Genomic DNA, 20,257 nt, shown 5'->3' on the forward strand with positions numbered 1-20,257 from the left:
CACCCCGGTGGCCGGGAGAGACCTCCAGTTGGTATTCACTGACTGGAAGGCAGCACTTCATGGACGTCCCCCTCTGGGTCTGGCTGGCCGTCATCGGCTTCATCCTCCTCATGCTCCTCGTCGACCTCGTCGCCCACCGGCACGCCCACGTCATCAGTGTCCGCGAGGCAGCCGCCTGGTCGGGCGTGTGGGTGTTCTGCGGCGTCGTGTTCGGGATCATCGTGTGGCGCGTCTGGGGCGCCGAGTTCGGGCAGCAGTACTTCGCCGGCTACCTCATCGAGAAATCCCTCGCCGTGGACAACGTCTTCGTCTGGGCCATCATCTTCACGTTCTTCGCCGTCCCCCGCGAGTACCAGCACCGCGTCCTGTTCTTCGGGGTCCTCGGCGCCCTGGTCTTCCGCGGGATCTTCATCGCCTCCGGATCGGTGCTGATCCAGAACTTCTCCTGGGTCCTCTACGTCTTCGCGGCCTTCCTGCTCTTCACCGGCATCCGGATGCTCCTCCAGCGCAACGAGCACATCGATCCGTCGAAGTCCCGGGCCCTGAAGCTGTTCCGCCGGTACGTGCCCATGACGGACGCCTTCCACGGCCAGCGGTTCCTCATCCGCAAGAGCGGGATCCTGCTCGCCACGCCCCTGCTGGCCGTGCTGGTCCTGGTGGAGGTCACGGACATCGTCTTCGCCGTCGACTCGATCCCCGCGATCTTCGCCGTCACCGACGAGGTGTTCCTCGTCTTCACCGCCAACGCGTTCGCGATCCTGGGCCTGCGTGCCATGTACTTCCTCCTGGCTGACCTCATCCACCGCTTCGTGTACCTGAAGATCGGGCTCGCCCTGGTCCTGGTGTGGGTCGGCATCAAGATGGCCCTTAAGATCGACCTCTACTACATCCCCACGCCCGTCTCTCTCGCAATCATCACCACCATCCTCGCCGTCGCCGTCGTCGCGAGCCTCATCAGGACCCGCGGCCAGCAGCGCCACGAGCCGCCGGGACCCGCCGTCGCCCCCTTCCGCACCGCCGGACAGGAGGAGATCGCCGCCCTCGAACCCCTCTGGGGTCGGCGACGAGGCGCCACGACGAGCGACCGGACCGCCGCGGACGGCGGGTCGGAGCAGTCCACGGTCGACGGCGCCCAGCCGACCGCTGACGCCGGTCATGGTGAGCCTGCGGACGACGGGACGAGCGGCGTGGACCGCCGGTCATGACGCCGGAACGGAGGCCCCCCGGGGGAGGGCGGATCAGCCCGCCGCGCAGCCGCGTCACGGCCGGCAGCAACCGGGAGCTCATGGCGTGGGTGTTCATGCGATGGTCCGGCGCGCTGCTGGTGGTGCTGATCCTCGTCCACCTGTTCGTGAACCCCGTGCTGGGCGACGGCATCAACCACCGGTGATCTTCACCTTCGATCCCTGTCCGGTGGACGCCGCGCCGTCGTCCCTGCCCCCGTTCTGCTCGACGGGCGCGGCGACCAGCGGTGCACCCTGAGCGGGGGCTCCCGCTAGGCAGGCATCGTCCAGGGTGCTGGTCCCGGACGGTCTGCGGACGGCTCCCGGAAGCCGGGCGAGGCGTAGAACCGGCCGTCTACGGTGACGGCGACGAACTCGACGGCATGCGCGGGGAGCAGGTCCCCGATGACGGACGGCCCGCCCGCTGCGAGGGTGGTGGCCAGGACATCGGCGGTGATGATGTCGGAGGCCATGACGGTGGCCTGGAGGAACCCGGTGGACCTCCTCCCCGGGTGCGTGCCGTCCCACAGGTGGTGTCCCCGCTCCAGGATGCCCGACGTGGCCACGGCCCGGCGGTCGGGTGTGACGCAGGTGCTCGTGAGGTATCCATCCGGGTCGAAGGGGTCGGTCACGCCGATCGTCCAGGGCCGGCCGTCCGGCTGCGCCCCGTCGGCGACGAGGTCCCCGCCGACCGAGAGGCACCAGTCGCGGTGGCCTGCCGAGAGGAGGAGCGACTCCGCGCCGGCGAGGGTGTGGGCCTTGACCACGCCGTTGAGATCGAGCAGTCCACCGGGGGCGTGCGGGGTGAAGCGCCCGTCGGTGCGCGTGCGCCACTCCAGGGCCAGTTCGTACATCTCCTTCATCGGCCGGGAGGCACGGGTGAGGCGGATCTCGCCGCGGTTGATGCGGCTCAGTTCGGAGTCGGCACGATAGGTGCTGAACCGATGATCGGCGGCGCCGAAGAGCGCCACCAGCCCGCTCATCAGCCCCGGCGGGACGGCGGAGCCGCGGAGGCTGGCCGTGGTGCCCATGGTGTCGAACACCCCGGCGGGGTATGTCGCCGGCTCGCCGTCTGCACGGCGTGTGCCGGTCCGGGCGGTCACAGCCCGGCCTCATCCAGGGCGGCCTGCAGCGAGCTCAGGTAGGCCCGGGAGGTGTAGGTGGCTCCGCTGACCATGCTGACGTCGGCGGACTGGGCCGCCAGGACCTCCTTGCGGAGGATCGGTTCGGCATGCGAGGCGATCTGCCGGGACCGCCCGTCGCGGGCCCCGTCCTGGACGGTCGCATCGGTGATGGTTCCGCCCGCGACGCTGACCGTCACCGCGACGCTGCCGTAGGGGTGGTTCGAGGTGGCGCCGGTGTAGGTCCCGGACGAGCCCGACGCACCGGACGAGCCCGAGGTGCCGGAAGCGCCCGAAGCACCCGAAGCACCCGAAGCACCCGAAGCACCGGACGCAGCCGGGGTGCCCGCCGTCCCTGCGGCGGTCTGCAGGCCCGGGTCGCTGAGCTGCCAGCCGACCACGAGGATACTCGCCGAGGCCAGGACGGAGGTGAAGAGGGCGCGGGTTCTCATAGCGCGAACCTTTCGACGTGGATCGAGTCCTGGGTGAAGCCCATGGCCGCGGCATCCGCCTCGACGAGCGCGGTCCAGGCCGGGGCGCCGCAGACGTAGAGATCGGCGTGCTCGGCGGAGGGGACGTAGGAGCGCAGGGTCGTCCCGCGGGCTGCCTCGGCGGCGGGAAGCCAGGAGCGGATGTCGGCGTGCCGTGGGCCGACCAGGCAGTGGAGTCGCGCGCCTCGGGCGGTGCAGAGCCCTTCGATCTCGGACCGCAGGGTGAGACCGGCGGGGGTGGACGCCCGGAGGATGACGACGGCGTCGCCGGGGAGGAAGGCCGCCTCCTCGAGGATCGCCCGCACCGGGGACACACCGATGCCGGAGGCGACCAGGACCAGGCGGGGCCCGGTGCGGGCGCCCTCGGTGAAGACCCCGTACGGGCCCTCCAACGCCACCCGCGTGCCGGGCCGGAGCCCCGCCAGGCGTCGTGATCCACGGCCGAGATCCCGGACCGTGATCCGCAGCGTGTTCCCACGCACCGGTGCGGACAGGGAGTAGGGATGGCTCTGCCACCAGGAGGCGGAGTCCAGGAAGCGCCAGTTGAAGAACTGGCCCGCCCGCGCGTCCAGCTCGGCGAGCCGACGGCCGGTCATCGTGATGCTGACCGTGCCGGGCCCCTCGGGGTGGACGTCGGTGACCCGGACGGCGTAGCGCATGGTCTGCAGGAGTGGGACCAGGACGCGGTAGACGAGAACCGCTGATCCGGTGACGGTCAGGAGGGCGAGCCAGTACCAGCGCTGGTAGCCGGGCTCGCTGAACAGCCCCCCGGCACTGAACTGGTGAGGCAGGGAAGCCGCGACCGCCGCGTAGGTGAGCAGGTGGATGGCGTGCCAGACCTCGTGCGGGAACCGGCGTCGGACCGCGACCAGCGAGGTGACGGCCACCACGCAGAACAGTCCCAGGCCGAGGTAGGCCAGTTGCATATCACCCGATGCCGCCCACAGCGCCGCCGTCTGTGCCGCCGGATCGATGCCTCCGGTCATCGCGTAGCCGAGCGTGAGCAGGACCCCGTGCGCGAGCAGGAGGTACAGCACCGGCTTGCCGAGTGCACCGTGACGGCGGATCGCCCCGTCATGGCCGATGGTCCGGTCGATGAAGGGGACCCGTGCGGCCAGGAGCAGCATCACCACGACCAGGTCGGTGGCCACGAGCCCGCTGATGATGCCAGGGCGGTGACCCCGCCGGCGAGCGTCCCGAAGCGTGCGCTGCCGCTCTGGCTGAGGAACAGGGCCACCGCGACCGCCGCCGAGACGATGGTCGCGACGTCGATCACGTCACGGTCCCGTGCGCGGCGCCGGGACCGGCGACGATACGGCGCTGCCTCGGGGGATCGCTGCGAAGGGGTCACGCGCGGGGGGGACTGGGTGGTCATACACCCACCATGCGAGCGCAGCCTGTGACGAGGCTATGACGTGCTCATGGGGGGCCTGTGCTCCCTCCCGTCCCGTCATGACGGGACGGGACGGCTACTCGTGGACGGGCTCTCCGGTCACGCGGTGGTCGGCGTGGTTCATGCCCTCGAGGATGAGGCGGGACAGGTGTCCGTCCACGATGCTGTAGATGACGTTGCGCGCGTCCCGCCGCGTCGAGACCAGGCCGGAGAGCCGGAGCTTCGCCAGGTGCTGGCTCACGGCGGTCCGGTTCGCCCCGGTGGCCGTGACGAGTGTCCCGACGTCGGCCGGCCCGCGGGTGAGGATCCAGAGGAGGTGCAGGCGGGTGGGATCGGAGAGCATCCGGAAGGTCGCCGCGCCGGCCTCGAGGCGCTCGGCGTCGGGCTCGACCTGGTGGACGAGGCTCGGCCGGCCGGGCGGCCGGTCGCCGGGGACGGCGGGCCCGAGGGAGTCTGCGGAGGGTGCTTCCGAGCCGGTCACGTCCCCTCCTTCCCTTACGCCTGCGGTGATGCCCCTAACCTATCGTGCGGTGCCCGCCGGGCTGGCCGCGGACCCGTCCGGCGTCGTCGTCCCGCTCCCCGCCCCCTCCGACGGCCACGCCATGAGGGCGGCGACGGTCCCGGCGAGGGCGAGTCCGGCGAGGACGAGGGCGGCCGCCGTCTGGCCCGCGGCCGCGCCCACCCAGCCGGCGACCGGGTAGGTGAGCATGAAGCAGGCGTGGGAGAGCGAGAACTGGGCGGTGAACAGATAGCTCCGGGTGCTGTCGGTGGCGACGCGGCGCAGCAGCCGTGACGAGGGGGTGCTGATCATCGACGTGCCGATGCCGAGCACGGTCCACAGTCCGAGCAGGATCGTCCACGAACTGCCCGTGAGGGGCACGCGGCTCTGCTCGGTCAGGGCGAGGGAGGCTGCCGCCGGCAGCCCCACCGTCAGGACCGTTGCACCGATGAGCATGAACGTCCGGTCGGGTGTCTGCTCCAGCACGCGGGGTGCGATGAACGCGACGAGCATGGACCCCGCCCCGTAGAACGCCAGGGCGATCGCGACGTCGGTGTTGGAGCCGCCGAACAGGTCCCGCGCATAGACGACGGTGTTGACGAGCACGAGGGCAGTGGCGGCCGCGACGACGAGGTTCAGGGCCATGAGCCCGCGCAGGGTCGGCTCCCGCAGGAAGATCCGGGCGCCCAGGGTGGTGCGGTGCAGCAGGGAGCCCTGCCGGTGGGCGGGCGGGATCACCGGCAGCCGGGTCGCGAGGACCATCGCCGCGGACACCAGGAAACCGAGCATCGTCCCCACGAACAGGTTGTGGAAGCTCATCACGGTCAGCAGGGCGGCGGCGAGCAGCGGGCTGACCAGGGACTCGAGGTCGTAGGCGAGCCGGGACAGGGACAGCGCCTTCGTGTAGTCCCTCTCCTCCGGCAGCACCACCGGGATGAGGGCCTGGAACGCCGGGGTGAAGGTCGCCGACGCGGACTGCAGGACGAAGACGAGCACGTAGATCTGCCACACCTGGTCGACGAACGGCAGGCTCAGGGCGATGGCCGCGCGCACCAGGTCCGCGCCGACGAGGACGGCCTTGCGGGGGAGGCGTTCGACCAGCGCTGCCATGACGGGTGCCACGAAGACGTACGCCACCATCTTGATCGTCAGCGCTGTGCCGAGGACGGCACCCGCCTGCCCGCCGGCCAGGTCGAAGGCGAGCAGGCCCAGGGCCACGGTCAGCAGTCCCGTCCCCAGCAGGGCGACGACCTGGGCGGCGAAGAGCTTCCGGTACGCCGGGCGGCGCAGGACTGACAGCATGGCGGAGGGCCCGTCTCGAGCAGGAGCACGTCATCCCACTATAGGTGCACCAGTACGCACTCGTTTACCTACCCGTCCCGGACGCGGGTCCCTTCAACCGACGGCGAGCTCCCGACGGCGCATGAGACCCAGCGCCAGCGCGCCACCCACGGCGACGGCGGCGATCAGCCACCACAGGCCCTTCACGTCGACGCCGTCGCTCGTGACAATCGGCGCGACACCCATGGGTGACAGCCGGACCACCCAGTCGGGGAAGCCGAACAGCGGCCCGAACAGGCCGAGCACCATGCTGACCAGGACGAGGGCCCAACCGAGCGGGATGGTCAGCCGCGGTGCGACGACGAAGATCACCGCCGTGGTGGCGATGAACACGGAGGCCGCTGCGATCTGCCCCGCACCGGTGATGGCCATATCACCCAGGAGCGCCCAGTCGCCGTCCCGCGAGGCGAGGCCCGCTGCTGCGCCCGCCAGGGCCGCCGCGATCACCACGAGGATGCCGATGAAGGCGACGACGATGAAGCTCGCGAGCCACCGGACGCGGTCGACCGGACCACTCAGCACCAGCTCTGCCGTGCCGTGCGTCTCCTCCTGGCGTGCCCGGCAGACCGTCTGGACCGCGCAGCACGCGGCGAGGATGCCCAGCATGGTGAAGAAGACGACGACCGTGGCCTGTTCCATGTCCGTGCCGCCGGCGATCGCACGGATGATCCGCTCCAGGGCGGGGTTGTCCGCCCCGATGTCGCGGATCACCGCCGCGAGGGTGGTCGCCAGGAGCCCCGTGACCATTCCTCCGAAGCCCCACCCGATGATCGAGGGTCGGGTCAGACGGGCGACGAGACCGGGTGGGGTCGAGAGCGTCGCGGGAGCACCGGCTCTGCCGCGCTGCTCGGGCACGAAGCTCCCGCCGAGGTCGCGGACCGATTGCAGCGCGACCGCGACGCCGGCCAGTACCATCCCGAGTGCAGCACACAGCACGATCGGCCCCACGTTGTCGTCGGCGAACGGCCGCGTCTGCTCGCCCCACCCGAACGGTGACAACCAGGTGAGCCACGAGCTCTCCATGCGCTGCAGGTCGTTGCTGGGCGTGCCGAGGGCGTTGCCGATGCCGGCTGTGAGGAACGAGAGCATCAGGGTCCAGACGGCGAGGGAGTTCGCGCCCGACGAGGTCCTCATGAGCTGGGCGGAGACGAGGCCCACACCGAGGAAGGTCAGGCCCACAGCGCCGGCACCGGCACCGGATACGAGTGAACCCCGGACCTCGAGCCCGGTGGCCGTCAGCGCCGCTGCGCTGAGCGCCGCGAGCACGACGTTGGCGAGGATGCCGTGGGTCAGCGTGGCCAGGAGCGGTGTCTGGCGGCCGGCCCGGGTGGCCGCCACCAGTTCCGCCCGGCCGATCTCCTCGTCGCCGCGCGTGTGCCGCACGGCGAGGAACGAGCTCATCATGCCCGCGAGGAGCGCCAGGAACGGGAAGATCAGGAAGAGCATGAAGGCGCCCTCCCCGGCTCCTGACGGCAGCCCGCGGAAGAGCAGGATCACGGGATTGGCCATGACCACGGCCAGGATCGAGGCGCGCGCCTCGTCGGTCCCGTACGCCTGCGCGACACTCACGTACGTCAGGTAGGCCAGCAGCGCGGTGCCCACCGTCCATAGCAGCAGCTGCACCCCGTCGCGCCGCAGTCGCTGGCCGAGGAGCGCCGGGAAGGTCGTCATCGCGTCGCGGCCTCGCGTCGCTCCCGGACCGTCCCGTCCTGGTCGGCCGCAGCGATGTCGTCGCCGTAGTGCCGGAGGAACATCTCCTCCAGGGAGGGGGGTTCGATGCGGAGACCCTCGACGCGCAGCGCGGTCAGCGCCGGCAGCACCGAGGAGACACGGTCGCTGTCGACGGTGAACCTCGCCCTGCCGTGGTCGAAGCGCGCGTCGTGGGCGTCCGGGATGGACCCGAGGGGAGAGGCGTCCGTTGCTGCGAACGAGACCTCCGTACGCGTGAGGTGGCGTAGGTCGGTGAGGGTCCCGGACTCCACGACCTTCCCGGCGCGCACGATGCTGACGACGTCGCAGAGCTGCTCGACCTCCGAGAGGATATGGCTCGAGAGCAGGACGGTGGCCCCGCCCTCCCGGACCCGGGCGATCTCGTGCTGGAACACCATCGCCATCAAGGGGTCGAGGCCGCTGGTCGGTTCGTCGAGGACGTAGAGCTCGGCGGGCACCGCGAAGGCTGCGATCAGTGCCAGCTTCTGGCGGTTGCCCTTGGAGTAGGCCCGGCCCTTCTTGTGCGGGTCGAAGAGGAAGGCCTCCATCAGCCGCTCCCGTTCGAGGAGGTATCCGCGGTCGTGGCGCCGGGCCCCGCGCAGGCGCGAGACGAAGTCGATGGTCTCCCCGCCGGACAGGTTCGGCCAGACACTGACGTCGCCGGGGATGGACGCGATACGCCCGTGGAGGGCGGCGGCCTCGCGCCAGGGGTCGGTTCCGAAGACCTCGACGGTGCCCGACGTCGCGCGGGCCAGTCCGAGCAGCACGCGGATCGTGGTGGACTTCCCGGCGCCGTTGGGGCCGAGGAATCCGTGGATCTGGCCCTCTCCGACGTCAAGGTCCAGCCCGTCGAGTGCACGCACTCGGCCGTAGTGCTTGGCGAGGTTCCGGGCCGAAATGACGCTGGCCATGCAGGGGAGCATACGCCCGCTTCAGAACCTTGTGAACAGTCCTCGGGCCCTGTCGACGGTTCTAGAGCAGCGTGCCCTGGGCGTCGTCGTCCGGTTGCGTGCTGCGTGCCTGACCGCCGGACGACGGCACCGCCGCAACGGGTCCACCCACCTCCGCCACGGCCGGGCGCGTCGCCTCGATGAGACCCACCAGGTTCGGACCGATGGCGTCGATCTGCTGGGCGAGGGAGACTCCCGAGCCGTCGCGCCGCCCGTGTTCGGTGGGCAGTGCGCGGGCCACGCCGTTGGCGGACGCGGCGCGCGCGGGGCCGTGGCCGGCCCAGGCCAGGGACAGGGACTCCTCGCCGCGGAGGAAGCGGTGTGCACGCACTCCGGCGGTGGCGCGGCCCTTGATCGGATACTCGGAGAGCTCGGTGACCTTCGCCGATCCCGCGGTCGTCCCGGGCAGCGCATCTCCCGCCGCGGCGACCGTCACCACCACGCCCTGCCCGTCACCGTGGGACACGCTCCCGAAGTGCAGGACGGCGTCGCCGGCGGCAAGCTTGATGCCCGCCATCCCACCGGCCGTCCGGCCCTGCGGCCGCACCACCGAGGCGGGGAACCGCAGGAGCTGGGCCAGGCGGGTGATGAAGACGAGGTCGTCGGCGTCGGACGCAGCCGCGATCCCCACCACCCTGTCCTTCGGCTTGAGCGAGATGACCTCCCAGTCGTCCCGGTTCAACGGGTAGTCGGGCTGTACGCGCTTCACCACGCCCTGCGCGGTGCCGAGGGCCACCACCGCGCCCAGCGGAGCCAGTCCCACGAGGCTCTCGCCGCGTTCGAGCGTGATGAACTCCGACGACGGCACGCCGCCGGCCAGGTTCGGGACGCCGGCCGTGGGTGGCAGGGCTGGCATGTCCATGACCTGGAGGCGGATCATCCGGCCCGCCGAGGTCACGGCCCCCACCTCGCCCCGCGCGGTGGAGGCGAGGACGGACCGGAAGGCGTCGTGCTTGATGCGCTGCCCGTCGCCGAAGGGCTGCCGGTCCGAGGTGCGGGCGAGCTGGCCGGACGCCGAGAGCAGGACCCAGCAGGGATCGTCCGCGATCTCGAGCGGCATCATCGCCTTCGCGCCCCTGGCGGAGGGCGCCGGCAGCGTGGAGCCCTTCAGCGGTGCGGCGGCCTCGGATTCGAGCAGCACGGTGCGCCGGGGTGTGGCGAACTGGTCCGACAGCGCGGCGAGCTCGTCGGACACCAGGGTGCGGAGCCGTTCCTCCGATCCGAGGATGGCCTCGAGCTCCGCGATGTCGAGGCGGAGCTGCTCCTGCTCCTTCTCGAGCTCGATGCGCGAGTACTTGGTGAGCTGGCGCAGCCGCAGCTCGAGGATGTAGTTCGCCTGGATCTCGGTCAGGTCGTAGATGGCCATCAGCCGCTCCCGCGCGGCGGCGGACTCGTCCGAGGATCGGATGATCTGGATGACCTCGTCGATGTCGACGATCGCGACGAGCAGGCCCTCGACGAGGTGCAGGCGGTCGCGCTTGCGCTGCAGGCGGTAGGAGGTGCGGCGGCGGACCACGAGGATCCGGTGGGTGAGGTAGACCTGCAGCAGCTCCAGCAGTCCGAGCGTGCGCGGCTGCCCGTCGACGAGGGCCACATTGTTGATGCCGAAGGAATCCTCCATGGGCGTGAAGCGGTACAGCTGCGCGAGGACCGCGTTCGGGTTGAAGCCGTTCTTCAGCTCGATCACGAGGCGCAGGCCGTGCTTGCGGTCCGTGAGGTCGACGATGTCGGAGATGCCCTGCAGCTTCTTGGCGGTGACGGCATCCTTGATCTTCTCGATCACCTTCTCCGGGCCCACGGTGTAGGGGAGCTCGGTGACCACGAGGCCGGTCCGGCGGGCCGAGAGCTGCTCCACCTTGACCGTGGCGCGGGTCTTGAAGGAGCCGCGTCCCGTCGCGTAGGCGTCCCGCACGCCGTCGAGCCCCACGATCTTCCCGCCGCTGGGGAGGTCAGGACCGGGCACGAAACGCATCAGGTCCTCGAGCGAGGCCTCCGGGTGTGCGATGAGGTGGCGCGCGGCCGCGACGACCTCGCCGAGGTTGTGCGGCGGCATGTTGGTCGCCATGCCGACGGCGATACCGCTGGCGCCGTTGACCAGCAGGTTCGGGAAGGCGGCGGGCAGCACCTCCGGCTGGGTGAGCTGGTTGTCGTAGTTCGGGACGAAGTCGACGACGTCCTCGTCGAGGTGGTCGGTCATCGTCAGGGCGGGGGCGGCCAGGCGGGCCTCCGTGTACCGGGCGGCCGCCGGGCCGTCGTCGAGCGAGCCGAAGTTGCCGTGCCCGTCGATCAGCGGGAGGCGCAGGGAGAAGTCCTGGGCCATGCGCACCATCGCGTCGTAGATGGCGCTGTCCCCGTGCGGGTGGAGCTTGCCCATCACCTCGCCCACCACGCGGGCGGACTTCACATGGCCCCGGTCCGGGCGCAGGCCCATGTCGGTCATCATGTAGAGGATGCGCCGCTGGACGGGCTTCAGGCCGTCGCGGGCGTCGGGGAGGGCGCGGGAGTAGATCACGGAGTACGCGTACTCCAGGAAGGACTCCTCCATCTCGGTTTCGACATCGATGTCGATGATCTTCTCGGTGAAATCCTCCGGCGGTGCGGAGTTCTGGCGCCTGGCCATGTGCGTGGCGGTTCCTCAACAACTCAGGGGTGCAATTCGGGATGGTCGGACGGCATCCGCGACCCGGGGACGGTTCCGACCGCGGTCCCAGCCAGGCCGAGGGGATGCCGACTACCCTGAGTCTATGGTGGCAGACGGACAATACCCCGAATACTGGGAGGCTGATGTCGTCCTGCGTGACGGCGGGACGGCCCACCTGCGGCCCATCTCACCCTCGGACTCCGACGCCGTCCAGGCGTTCCACGTCCGCCAGTCGCAGAACTCCATCTACCTGAGGTTCTTCACCTACAAGGCCAGGCTGAGCGCCAAGGAGCTCCGGCGCTTCACCGAGGTGGACCACCGCGACCGGGTCGCGTTCGTCATCACCCGGGGCGGGGACATCATCGGGATCGGCCGCTACGACCGGCTCGACGACCCGCTCGAGGCAGAGGTGGCCTTCAACGTCTCCGACTACCACCAGGGGCGCGGCGTCGGCTCCATCCTGCTCGAGCACCTCGCCGCCGCCGCCCGCGAGAACGGCATCCGGCGGTTCTCCGCGGAGGTCCTGCCCGAGAACCGCAAGATGATCACGGTCTTCGCCGAGGCCGGCTACGAGGTGGAGCGGCACTTCGACGACGGCGTCGTGATGCTCAGCTTCGACATCGACCCCACCCGGAAGTCCCAGGCGGTGATGGAGTCCCGTGAGCACCGCGCAGAGGCGAGGAGCATGGCGGAACTCCTGACGCCGTCGTCCGTGGCCGTGATCGGCGCCAGCCGCGAATGGGGGACCGTGGGCTACGCGCTGCTCGACCACCTGGTGGACGGCGGTTTCACCGGGCGGGTGTACGCGGTCAACCCCGAGGCCTTCGAGCTGCACGGCATGCTCTCCCACGCCTCCCTCGCCGAGGTCCCGGAACCCGTGGACCTCGCGGTCATCGCCGTGCCGCAGGACCAGGTGGAGGCCGTCGTCGACGAGTGCGGCCGCGCCGGGGTCAAGGGCCTGCTCGTCGCCACCGCGGGCTACGGGGACGACGACGGCGACGGCCTCGCGCGCCAGCGCGCCCTCGTGCACAAGGCCAGGGCGCAGGGCATGCGCGTGGTCGGGCCGGCGTCGCTCGGCCTCGTGAACACGGATCCCGCGATCCGGCTCAACGCCTCGATGGCGCCCGGACTGCCGACGCGCGGGGCGCTGTCCCTCTTCAGCCAGTCCGCGGGCCTCGGCGTGCTCCTCTACGCCAGCGCGCACCGGCGCGGGCTCGGCGTCTCCTCGGTGATCTCCGCGGGGAACCGGGCCGACGTCTCGGGCAACGACGCCATGCAGTTCTGGGAGGACGACCCGACCACGCGCGCCGTCGGCCTGTACTTCGAATCGATCGGCAACCCCAGGAAGTTCTCCCGGATCGCCCGCCGCCTGGCCCGGTCGAAACCCGTCATCGTCGCGAAATCCGATGTCACCGGCCTGCAGCTCCCGCCGGGCCACGCCGTCCGCACCAGCCAGGCCCCGCCCGGCGCCCTCGACTCCATGCTCCGGCAGTCCGGCGTGATGAGGGTCGAGACGACCGAGCAGCTGATGGACATCGCGCAGATCGTGGCGAGCCAGCCCCTGCCGCAGGGCCCGGGCGTGGCGGTGTTCAGCAATTCGTCCGCGCTCGGCAAGGTGGTGGCCGATGGCGTCGTGTCCCAGGGCATGACGGTCGCGCGGCTGGAGACCGGGCTGCAGCTCGACACGGGGCAGTCCGTCGCCCTGCCCGCCCTCGCCACGGCTGTGGCGGACGCGCTGTGCGACGACGCCGTCCACACGGCGATCGTCACCACGCTGCCCGCCCGGGGGCTCACCGCGGAGGCCCTGGCCGCGTGCCTGCAGCAGTGTGCCGAAGCGGCGGGCAAACCCGTCATCGCGTCCTTCACCGGCATCCTCGATGCGCGGGTCCAGCTCGACGGGCTCGTGGCCGCGCCGTCGTCCTCGGTGTCGTCGCCGGTGTCGTCGCCGGCGCCGGATGGCTCGGCCACCGCATCCACTGAGCCCGCTGAGCCCGCTGAGCTCGCAGTGCCCGCTGCATCCGCCACACCTCCCGACCCCGTACGGGTGCCCGCCGCCACGCCCGCCGCCACGCCCGCTGCCACTCCCGCCGGTGCCGCGGGGCGCCTCGGCGGCGCCGGGCAGCCCGCGGCGGAGACCGGCCGTGCACTGCCCCTGCAGCGTGGACTGCCCTGCTTCCCCAGCCCGGGAGCCGCCCTCGCGGCACTCGGCGCCGTCGTCCGGTACTCGCACTGGCGCTCCCGCGACCACGGGGAGTTCGTCGACCCCGACGGTGTCGACGTCGATGCCGCGGCGCGGATCCTGGCGGACGTGCGGACCAGGGTGGCCGACGTCGAACTGACGCGGCTCACCGCGGAGGAGAGCGCCGCGCTGATGGGCTGCTACGGCCTGCGCCTCCAGCCGTCCGCCCGCTTCTCCTCCGCCGACGAAGCGGTCGAGGAGGCGGGACGCCTGGGCTGGCCGGTCGCGCTGAAGACCATGGACGAACACCTGCGCCACCGCCTCGACCTCGGCGGGGTCCGGCTGAACATCGACGACGCCCCGTCGCTGCGGCGCAACATCACCCTGATGGAGAAGGTCCTCGCGCCGTTCGGCAGCTTCGGCATGGAGGTGCAGGCCATGGCGCCCTCGGGCCAGGCATGCAGCCTCCGGGCCATCGAGGACCCGCTCATGGGCCCGGTGATCTCCTTCGGCCTGGCCGGCGATGCCGTCAACCTGCTCGACGACTGGGCTCACGCCGTCCCTCCCCTCAGCACGGGGGACATCGCGGACCTCGTGCGGGCGCCGCGCGCGTCCCGCAAGCTCTTCGGCTACCAGGGCCTGCCTCCCGCCGATACCGCGGCCCTCGAGGACCTCGTGGCGCGCGTGGCACTGCTGAAGGACAACCACCCGGAGATCGCGCGGCTCGAGTTCAACCCCGTGCTCGTCGCGGCGGCCGGGCTCACGGTGCTCAGCGCCGCGATCGACGTCGGCAATCCGCAGCGCCGCACCGACAGCGCACGGCGGGCGATGCGCGACTGACGGTACGCGCCTGCGCGGGTTGGTTAGGCAGGAGGCGGGCCGGTGGGGGAAACTGGAGGCATGACCCCATCGCTTTCCGTCCAGTGGCGTGACCTCGACGCATCGCTCGAACGGGCGGGCTTCTATCCGCGCCTCGTGGCCGACGTCGTCCATGACGCCCTCGACGGCCGTGAGCCGCTCTCGCATGTCGCGCACCTCGAGACGCACTTCGAGCGCACCGAGGTGCACCGCCACATCACGGTCCTCGTACTCACAGAGGACATGCTGGTCATCACGCACGTGGACGACCAGCAGCTCGACGACGCCGGCGAGCAGGTGATGGCGCAGATCTCCACCGAGTCGGTCCCCGTCAGCCAGATCCGCTCCGTGGTCCTCAGCTACCTCTACGCGCAGCCGCAGGACTACAAGCCCACCGACCAGGTCCGCGAGATGACGCTCGCGATCGCCTGGTCCGGGGGGCAGCGCCTGGACATCGGCCCCGCCAGCTGCGGCGACCCGCAGTGCGACGCCGACCACGGCCTCACCGGGACGATGGCGCAGGAGGACATCGTCCTGCGCGTCAGTGCCGAAGCCGACGGCGCGCAGGCGGTGCAGAACGCCAAGGCGTTCGCCCGGGCCCTGCGCAAGGTCAACACGGCGAGCCCCGTCTCCGGCGGGTACGTCGCCGCACCGGACGTGACGCCGCGCCGGCAGCCCGGCTTCGGTGCCCGGTTCAACAGGCCGCACCACCAGCGGTAGCGGTCTTGCCTTTCGTCCACCGGGAGCCGCTTCCCGCCCCACCGGCCTACGGCGTGTCCACGGTGGCCGAGGTGATGACCAGCTCGGCCGCAGCGCTCGGCGTGGACGGCTTCACCAATGCCCTCGGCCTGCCCTCCTCGCGGCGCGTCGCCGTCGTCATGGTGGACGGCCTCGGGATGGCGCTGCTGCGGAAGTACGCGGCGCACGCACCGTTCCTGCGGGAGAGCCTCGCGTCCGCGCGGATCCTCTCCTCGGCCTTCCCGTCGACGACGGCGGCCTCGCTGGCCAGCCTGGGCACGGGCCTCGCCCCCGGGCAGCACGGCATGGTGGGCTACGACGTCCTCGATCCCGCGCAGGATGCCGTGGTCAACATGCTCGGCCGGTGGGACGCCGCGGTGGATCCGCTCGTCTGGCAGCCGCACCCGACGGTGCTCGAGAGGGTGGCCGGGCACCTGCCCGTCGTCACCGTGAGCCACCCCCGCTTCGAGGACTCGCCCATGACGCGCGCTGCGCTGCGTGGCGGCGCCTTCGCCGGCGCGGGCACCATCCACGCGCAGATCGACACGGCCGCCGAGCAGCTGGCCGCCGCGCCCACCATGCTCATGTACTTCTACGTCAACGACCTCGACAAGGCAGGGCACCGGTACGGTATCGACTCCCCGCACTGGCTCCGTGCGCTCGAGGACCTGGACGCCGCCCTGAAGCTCCTGGCCCGCCGCGTGCCGTCGGACACGCTCCTGCTCCTGACGGCGGACCACGGCATGGTGGACGTGCCGGCGCCGCAGCGGATCGACTACTCCGAGCACCCCGACCTCCTCGAGGGCGTCGCCCACACGGGCGGCGAGCCGCGGATGCTCCACCTCTACCTCACGCCTGGTCTTCCCGCCGAGGACCGCGACGCCCTGGCGCTGCGCTGGCACGAGGCCTTCGGGTCCCGGGCGTGGGTCCTGACGCGGGACGAGGCCGTCGCGGGCGGTTACTTCGGTCCCGTGCGTGACGAGGTGCTGCCGCGGATCGGGGACCTGCTCGTGCTGGCACGGGAGGGCGTCGCCCTCATCGACGGGCGGCGCGTGCAGCCGTCCGCGTTCGAGATGGTGGGACAGCACGGCTCCCTGACACGCTCCGAGCGTGACATCCCCCTCATCACCCTGGCGAAACCTGCACCGACCGGCCGTTCCCGGAGCAGCCGCGCCAGGAGCAGCAGGGGGGCGCGCCGTGGCTGAGCTCCTGTTCTTCTCCGGCACCATGGACTGCGGGAAGTCGACCCTGGCGCTGCAGATGGACCACAACCACAAGGCCCGCGGCCGCCGGGGGGTGCTCTTCAGCTCCCATGACCGGGCGGGGGAGTCGATGATCTCCAGCCGCCTCGGGCTCCAGGTGCCGGCCGTCGAGGTCTTCCCGGACACCGACTTCTGGACCGAGCTCTCACTGCGGCAGACCATGGGGGCGCGGATCGACTATGTGATCTGCGACGAGGCACAGTTCTACACGATCGAACAGATCGACCAGCTGGCGCGCATCGTGGACGAGATGGACATCGACGTGTTCGGCTTCGGGATCACCTCGGACTTCCGCACGCGGCTCTTCCCCGGATCCCAGCGCCTGATCGAACTCGCCGACCGCGTACAGGTGCTGCAGGTCGAGGCGTTGTGCTGGTGCGGCAAGAGGGCCACCCACAACGCCCGGACGGTGGACGGCGTCATGGTCGTCGAGGGGGACCAGATGGTGGTCGGCGACGTCGACCAGCCGATCGACGACGACGCTCCGGCGATCCCGCGGAACCCCGCGGTCGATCCGCTGTCGGGCGGTCGGGACCGTGGACCCGTCGTGGGGTACGAGACACTGTGCCGACGGCACCATATGCGCCGGCAGACGTCGAGGACGTCGCCCTCGCTCTACGCCAACGAGATGCCGCTGCCGTTCGAGCCGCGATTCCAGGAATCCGACCTGCTCTGACCTGCGGCGACCGGGGGCGACGCGCCGGGCCGGACGATGCGCCGGGCCGGACGATCCACCGGTCGGGGCGGGTCGGGGCGGTGGGCGGGTCAGTCGCCCTTACGCCCGAAGACGATGTCGTCCCAGCTCGGCACGCTCGAGCGCTTGGGCTTGACCCGGCGCTCGGCCGCGGCGTCCGCCGTGTCCCTGCCCGTGTCCTTGCCCGGGTCCCTGGCGGAATCCTTGCTCGTCTCCTTGCCCGGGTCCCTCCCCGCACCCTTGGCGGCGCCCCTGGAGGCGTCCTTGCCCATGTCCCGGCCCATGTCCCGGCCCGCGGGGCGGGCAGCCCGGCTGCCGCCGTCACGTCCGGTCCCGGCCGGCGGCTGGAGCCGGCGCGAGGGCTGCGCGAAGATACTGATCTCGCGGGTGTCCGTGCTGACCCCGTCGTAGAGCCTCGGGCTCCCGTCCTCGTGGTGGGCCGAGGGGTCGGCCGCTTCCTCGTCGGTCCCGGCATCGCCGCCGGCGAGCACGTCGTCCTCGCCGTGGCGCGGCGCGAGCGCGAGCCCCGGCGCCGAGGCATCACGTCCGGTCGGCGCATCCTGGTCGGCGCCGCCCCGGGCGTCGTCCGTCAGGGTCCCGCGGTCCGGGGTGTCGTCCTGCGTGCTGTCCTGGGTCCCGTCGTCGTCCCGGGGATGGGCGGCCGGGATGCTTCCCCGCGTGAGGAGTTCCGCGAGGGCGTCGTCGCCGTCCTCGTCGGCTCCGAGGCGCTGGCCGCGGCGAGAGCGCAGGACGTCCAGCAGGCCGTCCTGGTCCGCGGGGGTCGATTCGGGGGCCTCGTCGGCCTTCTCCGCCTCGAAGTCGAAGACACGGTCCGCCACGGCGCTGAGTCTCCGGGCGGGGAGCGGGCCGTCGAGGGGCTCGAGCTCGCTGAGCACCTGCGCCCACCGGTTCCCGTTCACCACCGTCCTGCGGGTGGGGTTGTAGGTCCACTGCGCGGGCGGCTGCTCACCCAGATCGACCGTCGACCCGTCGGGCAGCTCGAACGAGACCTCGACGTGCCAGGACCCGTCCTGCCGGCGCCACGAGTCCCACTCGAGCGAGGCCGGGTCGATCCCGTAGCTCTGCACGCGGTAGGCGACCATGTCGCCGAGGAGGGCGGGGTCGTCGCCGAACGCGGACCGGTAGCCGTCATGGCTCGGAAGCGGTGAGGCGACCTCGACGCGCTGCGCCAGGTAGGCCAGGTAGTCGCGCTCGGCGCGGACGGGTCCCTCGTAGCGCTGCACGTGCGCGAGGTCGAGGTCCGATTCGCCGGCGACCTGCTCCGCCGTGGCGCCCATCCGGATGCGGGCCTGGATGTCGCGGGGGGTCAGGTGGACCGGCGGCTTCGCCGGCTTCGGCCGGGTCCGCTCCGGCGATGCATCCCGCGTCGCGGTCGGAGCGTCGGCCGGGGTGCTCGCACTGCGCAGCGCGTCGTCGATGGGCAGCCGGTAGGACGTGCCCTCCTCGCCGCTCAACAGCAGATGTCCGCCATCCTCATGGACACCCACCAGGCGTAACTCCTGCATCAATTCCTCCAGCCGACAATGATTCCTAGGTGAAACTGTGCCACTGAATGGCGGCCATTCCTACTACGTGATCAGGCGTGGCGGGCCGCGGCGCTGCGGCGGGCACAAATCTGGAGGCCGTAGCGTTATGGCAGCCGTGGGCAGACGACCCGCGGATGGCCGGACAGAATCCGGACGGTATGGAGCGTGAGAAGGCAGATATGGCGACAGACTACGACGCACCGCGGACGACGGTCGACGACGACGACACCCGCAGCGACGAACTGGAGGGACCCGGCACGCAGGGCGCGCTGCAGACGGCGGTGATCGACGACGACGAGCTCGAGGCCGCCGATTCCTTCGACCTGCCCGGCGCGGACCTCTCCAGCGAGGAGATCTCGGTGCAGATCCTCGCGGCGCAGGCCGACGAGTTCACGTGCGCGTCCTGCTTCCTCGTCCGGCATCGGTCGCAGATAGCCCTGGACCGGGACGGACAGCTGTACTGCATGGACTGCGAGGGCTGAGGCTCAGCCGGCCAGCGCGGCCACGAGGCGTTCCGGGGTGCGGGAGGACGCGAGCCAGTACGGCGTGCGGTCCTCGGGGTCGGTGACCTCGATCTTCACGACCGGGGAGATCCAGCCCCTGATGCACAGGTAGGCGAGGCCGTTCAGGCCCGGACCGCGCTGGTAGGTCGCGTCATCGCCGCCGAACCAGTCCACCGCACCTAGGTACTGCCGCTCGATGGTCGCCCGACCCACGGTGAGGGAGGTCGGGGTGACCGTGATCCGCGGCGTGGACAGGATGAGCATGGTGACGACGATGATCGCGACGACGACGGCGACCGCGTAGCCGACGAACATCGAGATGGGCGCGAACATCACGATCGTGGCGGCGGAGAACCCCGCCGCGATCAGCCAGACCCACGGTGTGGGCCACAGGCGCTCGTCGTAGAGGACGGTCTGGTCGGGTGTGTTCTGGGGTGCTTCCCCGGGCGCGCTGGACATGACACCAGCATTCCACCCTTTGGCCCCCGTCTCATCCGCCCCGCGGGTCCCCGGAGGGTCTCCCGGCTGTCAGGTGGGGCCCGGGCAAAGGCGCTAAAGTGGGGGGCTGGTAACCGGATAGCTCGCCTTGGAGATGCAGTTCATGGGTACACAGCAGGACCTCCCGGTCCAGATCTTGATGCTCGACGACGGCCTCGAGCCCCCCGCGTACGCCACCGACGGCGATGCGGGCGCGGACCTGCGTACCGCCGTCGACCTCGTCCTCGGGCCGGGCGAACGCGCACTCGTCCCCACCGGGGTGGCCATGGCGCTCCCCGCGGGCTACGTGGGGCTCGTGCACCCGCGGTCCGGGCTCGCCGCGCGCCACGGGCTGACGATCGTCAACGCTCCGGGCACCATCGATGCCGGCTACCGCGGAGAGGTGAAGGTCTGCCTCCTCAACACCGACCGGCACCATCCCGTCCGCCTCTCGCGGGGCGACAGGATCGCCCAGCTGGTCATCCAGCGCGTGGAGCGTGCCGTGTTCGCCGTCGTCGACCAGCTGCCCGACAGCGCCCGGGGCACGGATGGCTTCGGTTCCACCGGGGGATTCGGAGTCCCCACGACCGCCGTCACGACGCCGTCCGGCGGCTGACACCCCCACTCCGC

Annotated in this window: 19 protein-coding genes; 8 read left to right on the plus strand and 11 right to left on the minus strand. The window is 71.3% G+C overall.

Features of this window, described 5'->3' with window-relative positions:
* The first annotated feature begins 59 nt into the window (after positions 1-59).
* A complete protein-coding gene (locus tag IWX63_RS06545) occupies positions 60-1,205 on the plus strand; it encodes a TerC family protein (protein WP_199277360.1) in 1,146 nt (381 codons plus the stop codon).
* Positions 1,202-1,390 carry a hypothetical protein gene (locus IWX63_RS06550; protein ID WP_334685698.1) on the plus strand — a complete coding sequence of 63 codons (189 nt, stop codon included), beginning with the start codon at positions 1,202-1,204 and terminating at the stop codon, positions 1,388-1,390. Before IWX63_RS06545 ends, IWX63_RS06550 begins: the two co-directional genes overlap by 4 nt.
* A gap of 105 nt (positions 1,391-1,495) precedes the next feature.
* On the opposite strand, the gene IWX63_RS06555 is transcribed toward IWX63_RS06550, so the two are convergent.
* The 9 genes from IWX63_RS06555 to IWX63_RS06595 all read right to left on the minus strand — a co-directional run bounded on the left by IWX63_RS06555 (position 1,496) and on the right by IWX63_RS06595 (position 11,348).
* Positions 1,496-2,326 carry an FAD:protein FMN transferase gene (locus tag IWX63_RS06555; protein ID WP_199277361.1) on the minus strand — a complete coding sequence of 277 codons (831 nt, stop codon included), beginning with the start codon at positions 2,324-2,326 and terminating at the stop codon, positions 1,496-1,498.
* Positions 2,323-2,796 (minus strand): FMN-binding protein, encoded by a 474-nt coding sequence (locus IWX63_RS06560; protein WP_199277362.1) that lies wholly within the window; start codon positions 2,794-2,796, stop codon positions 2,323-2,325. The genes IWX63_RS06555 and IWX63_RS06560 overlap by 4 nt, the downstream gene beginning before the upstream one ends.
* Complete coding sequence (locus IWX63_RS06565) at positions 2,793-3,986, minus strand: ferredoxin reductase family protein (protein ID WP_199277363.1); 1,194 nt, start codon at positions 3,984-3,986, stop codon at positions 2,793-2,795. The genes IWX63_RS06560 and IWX63_RS06565 overlap by 4 nt, the downstream gene beginning before the upstream one ends.
* Positions 3,962-4,210 (minus strand): hypothetical protein, encoded by a 249-nt coding sequence (locus IWX63_RS06570; RefSeq protein ID WP_199277364.1) that lies wholly within the window; start codon positions 4,208-4,210, stop codon positions 3,962-3,964. The genes IWX63_RS06565 and IWX63_RS06570 overlap by 25 nt, the downstream gene beginning before the upstream one ends.
* A gap of 94 nt (positions 4,211-4,304) precedes the next feature.
* On the minus strand, positions 4,305-4,709 hold the full coding sequence (locus IWX63_RS06575; RefSeq protein WP_199277365.1) for an ArsR/SmtB family transcription factor: 405 nt from the start codon (positions 4,707-4,709) through the stop codon (positions 4,305-4,307).
* Positions 4,710-4,748: 39 nt separating this feature from the next.
* Positions 4,749-6,029 (minus strand): MFS transporter, encoded by a 1,281-nt coding sequence (locus IWX63_RS06580; protein WP_199277366.1) that lies wholly within the window; start codon positions 6,027-6,029, stop codon positions 4,749-4,751.
* A 93-nt stretch (positions 6,030-6,122) separates the two neighbouring features.
* Positions 6,123-7,739 carry an ABC transporter permease gene (locus IWX63_RS06585; protein ID WP_199277367.1) on the minus strand — a complete coding sequence of 539 codons (1,617 nt, stop codon included), beginning with the start codon at positions 7,737-7,739 and terminating at the stop codon, positions 6,123-6,125.
* Positions 7,736-8,689 carry an ABC transporter ATP-binding protein gene (locus tag IWX63_RS06590; protein ID WP_199277368.1) on the minus strand — a complete coding sequence of 318 codons (954 nt, stop codon included), beginning with the start codon at positions 8,687-8,689 and terminating at the stop codon, positions 7,736-7,738. The genes IWX63_RS06585 and IWX63_RS06590 overlap by 4 nt, the downstream gene beginning before the upstream one ends.
* Positions 8,690-8,750: 61 nt before the next feature.
* Positions 8,751-11,348, minus strand: coding sequence for a DNA gyrase/topoisomerase IV subunit A (locus IWX63_RS06595; protein WP_199277369.1), 2,598 nt, complete (start codon positions 11,346-11,348; stop codon positions 8,751-8,753).
* A 124-nt stretch (positions 11,349-11,472) separates the two neighbouring features.
* On the opposite strand from IWX63_RS06595, the gene IWX63_RS16760 reads away from it, so the two are divergent.
* The 4 genes from IWX63_RS16760 to IWX63_RS06620 are packed head-to-tail and all read left to right on the plus strand — an operon-like array spanning position 11,473 to position 17,082.
* A complete protein-coding gene (locus IWX63_RS16760) occupies positions 11,473-14,388 on the plus strand; it encodes a bifunctional acetate--CoA ligase family protein/GNAT family N-acetyltransferase (RefSeq protein ID WP_334685699.1) in 2,916 nt (971 codons plus the stop codon).
* Between the two features lie 60 nt (positions 14,389-14,448).
* On the plus strand, positions 14,449-15,126 hold the full coding sequence (locus tag IWX63_RS06610; protein WP_199277370.1) for a DUF5998 family protein: 678 nt from the start codon (positions 14,449-14,451) through the stop codon (positions 15,124-15,126).
* A gap of 5 nt (positions 15,127-15,131) precedes the next feature.
* Entirely contained in the window at positions 15,132-16,349 is a 1,218-nt protein-coding gene (locus tag IWX63_RS06615) for an alkaline phosphatase family protein (RefSeq protein ID WP_442859105.1), read from the plus strand.
* Positions 16,342-17,082 carry a thymidine kinase gene (locus tag IWX63_RS06620; RefSeq protein WP_199277371.1) on the plus strand — a complete coding sequence of 247 codons (741 nt, stop codon included), beginning with the start codon at positions 16,342-16,344 and terminating at the stop codon, positions 17,080-17,082. The genes IWX63_RS06615 and IWX63_RS06620 overlap by 8 nt, the downstream gene beginning before the upstream one ends.
* Before the next feature lie 89 nt (positions 17,083-17,171).
* Here IWX63_RS06620 and sepH read toward each other — a convergent pair whose 3' ends face one another.
* Entirely contained in the window at positions 17,172-18,626 is a 1,455-nt protein-coding gene (sepH, locus tag IWX63_RS06625; RefSeq protein ID WP_199277372.1) for a septation protein SepH, read from the minus strand.
* Between the two features lie 200 nt (positions 18,627-18,826).
* Here sepH and IWX63_RS06630 point away from each other — a divergent pair, with 200 nt between their 5' ends.
* On the plus strand, positions 18,827-19,129 hold the full coding sequence (locus IWX63_RS06630) for a DUF4193 domain-containing protein (RefSeq protein ID WP_199277373.1): 303 nt from the start codon (positions 18,827-18,829) through the stop codon (positions 19,127-19,129).
* Between the two features lie 3 nt (positions 19,130-19,132).
* Here IWX63_RS06630 and IWX63_RS06635 read toward each other — a convergent pair whose 3' ends face one another.
* A complete protein-coding gene (locus tag IWX63_RS06635) occupies positions 19,133-19,609 on the minus strand; it encodes a DUF3093 domain-containing protein (RefSeq protein WP_199277374.1) in 477 nt (158 codons plus the stop codon).
* A 142-nt stretch (positions 19,610-19,751) separates the two neighbouring features.
* Between IWX63_RS06635 and dut the strand changes: the two genes are divergently transcribed.
* A complete protein-coding gene (gene dut, locus IWX63_RS06640; RefSeq protein WP_199277375.1) occupies positions 19,752-20,243 on the plus strand; it encodes a dUTP diphosphatase in 492 nt (163 codons plus the stop codon).
* The last annotated feature ends 14 nt before the right edge of the window (positions 20,244-20,257 follow it).

The sequence above is a fragment of the Arthrobacter sp. CAN_A2 genome (assembly GCF_015752045.1).
GTDB lineage: Bacteria > Actinomycetota > Actinomycetes > Actinomycetales > Micrococcaceae > Arthrobacter_D.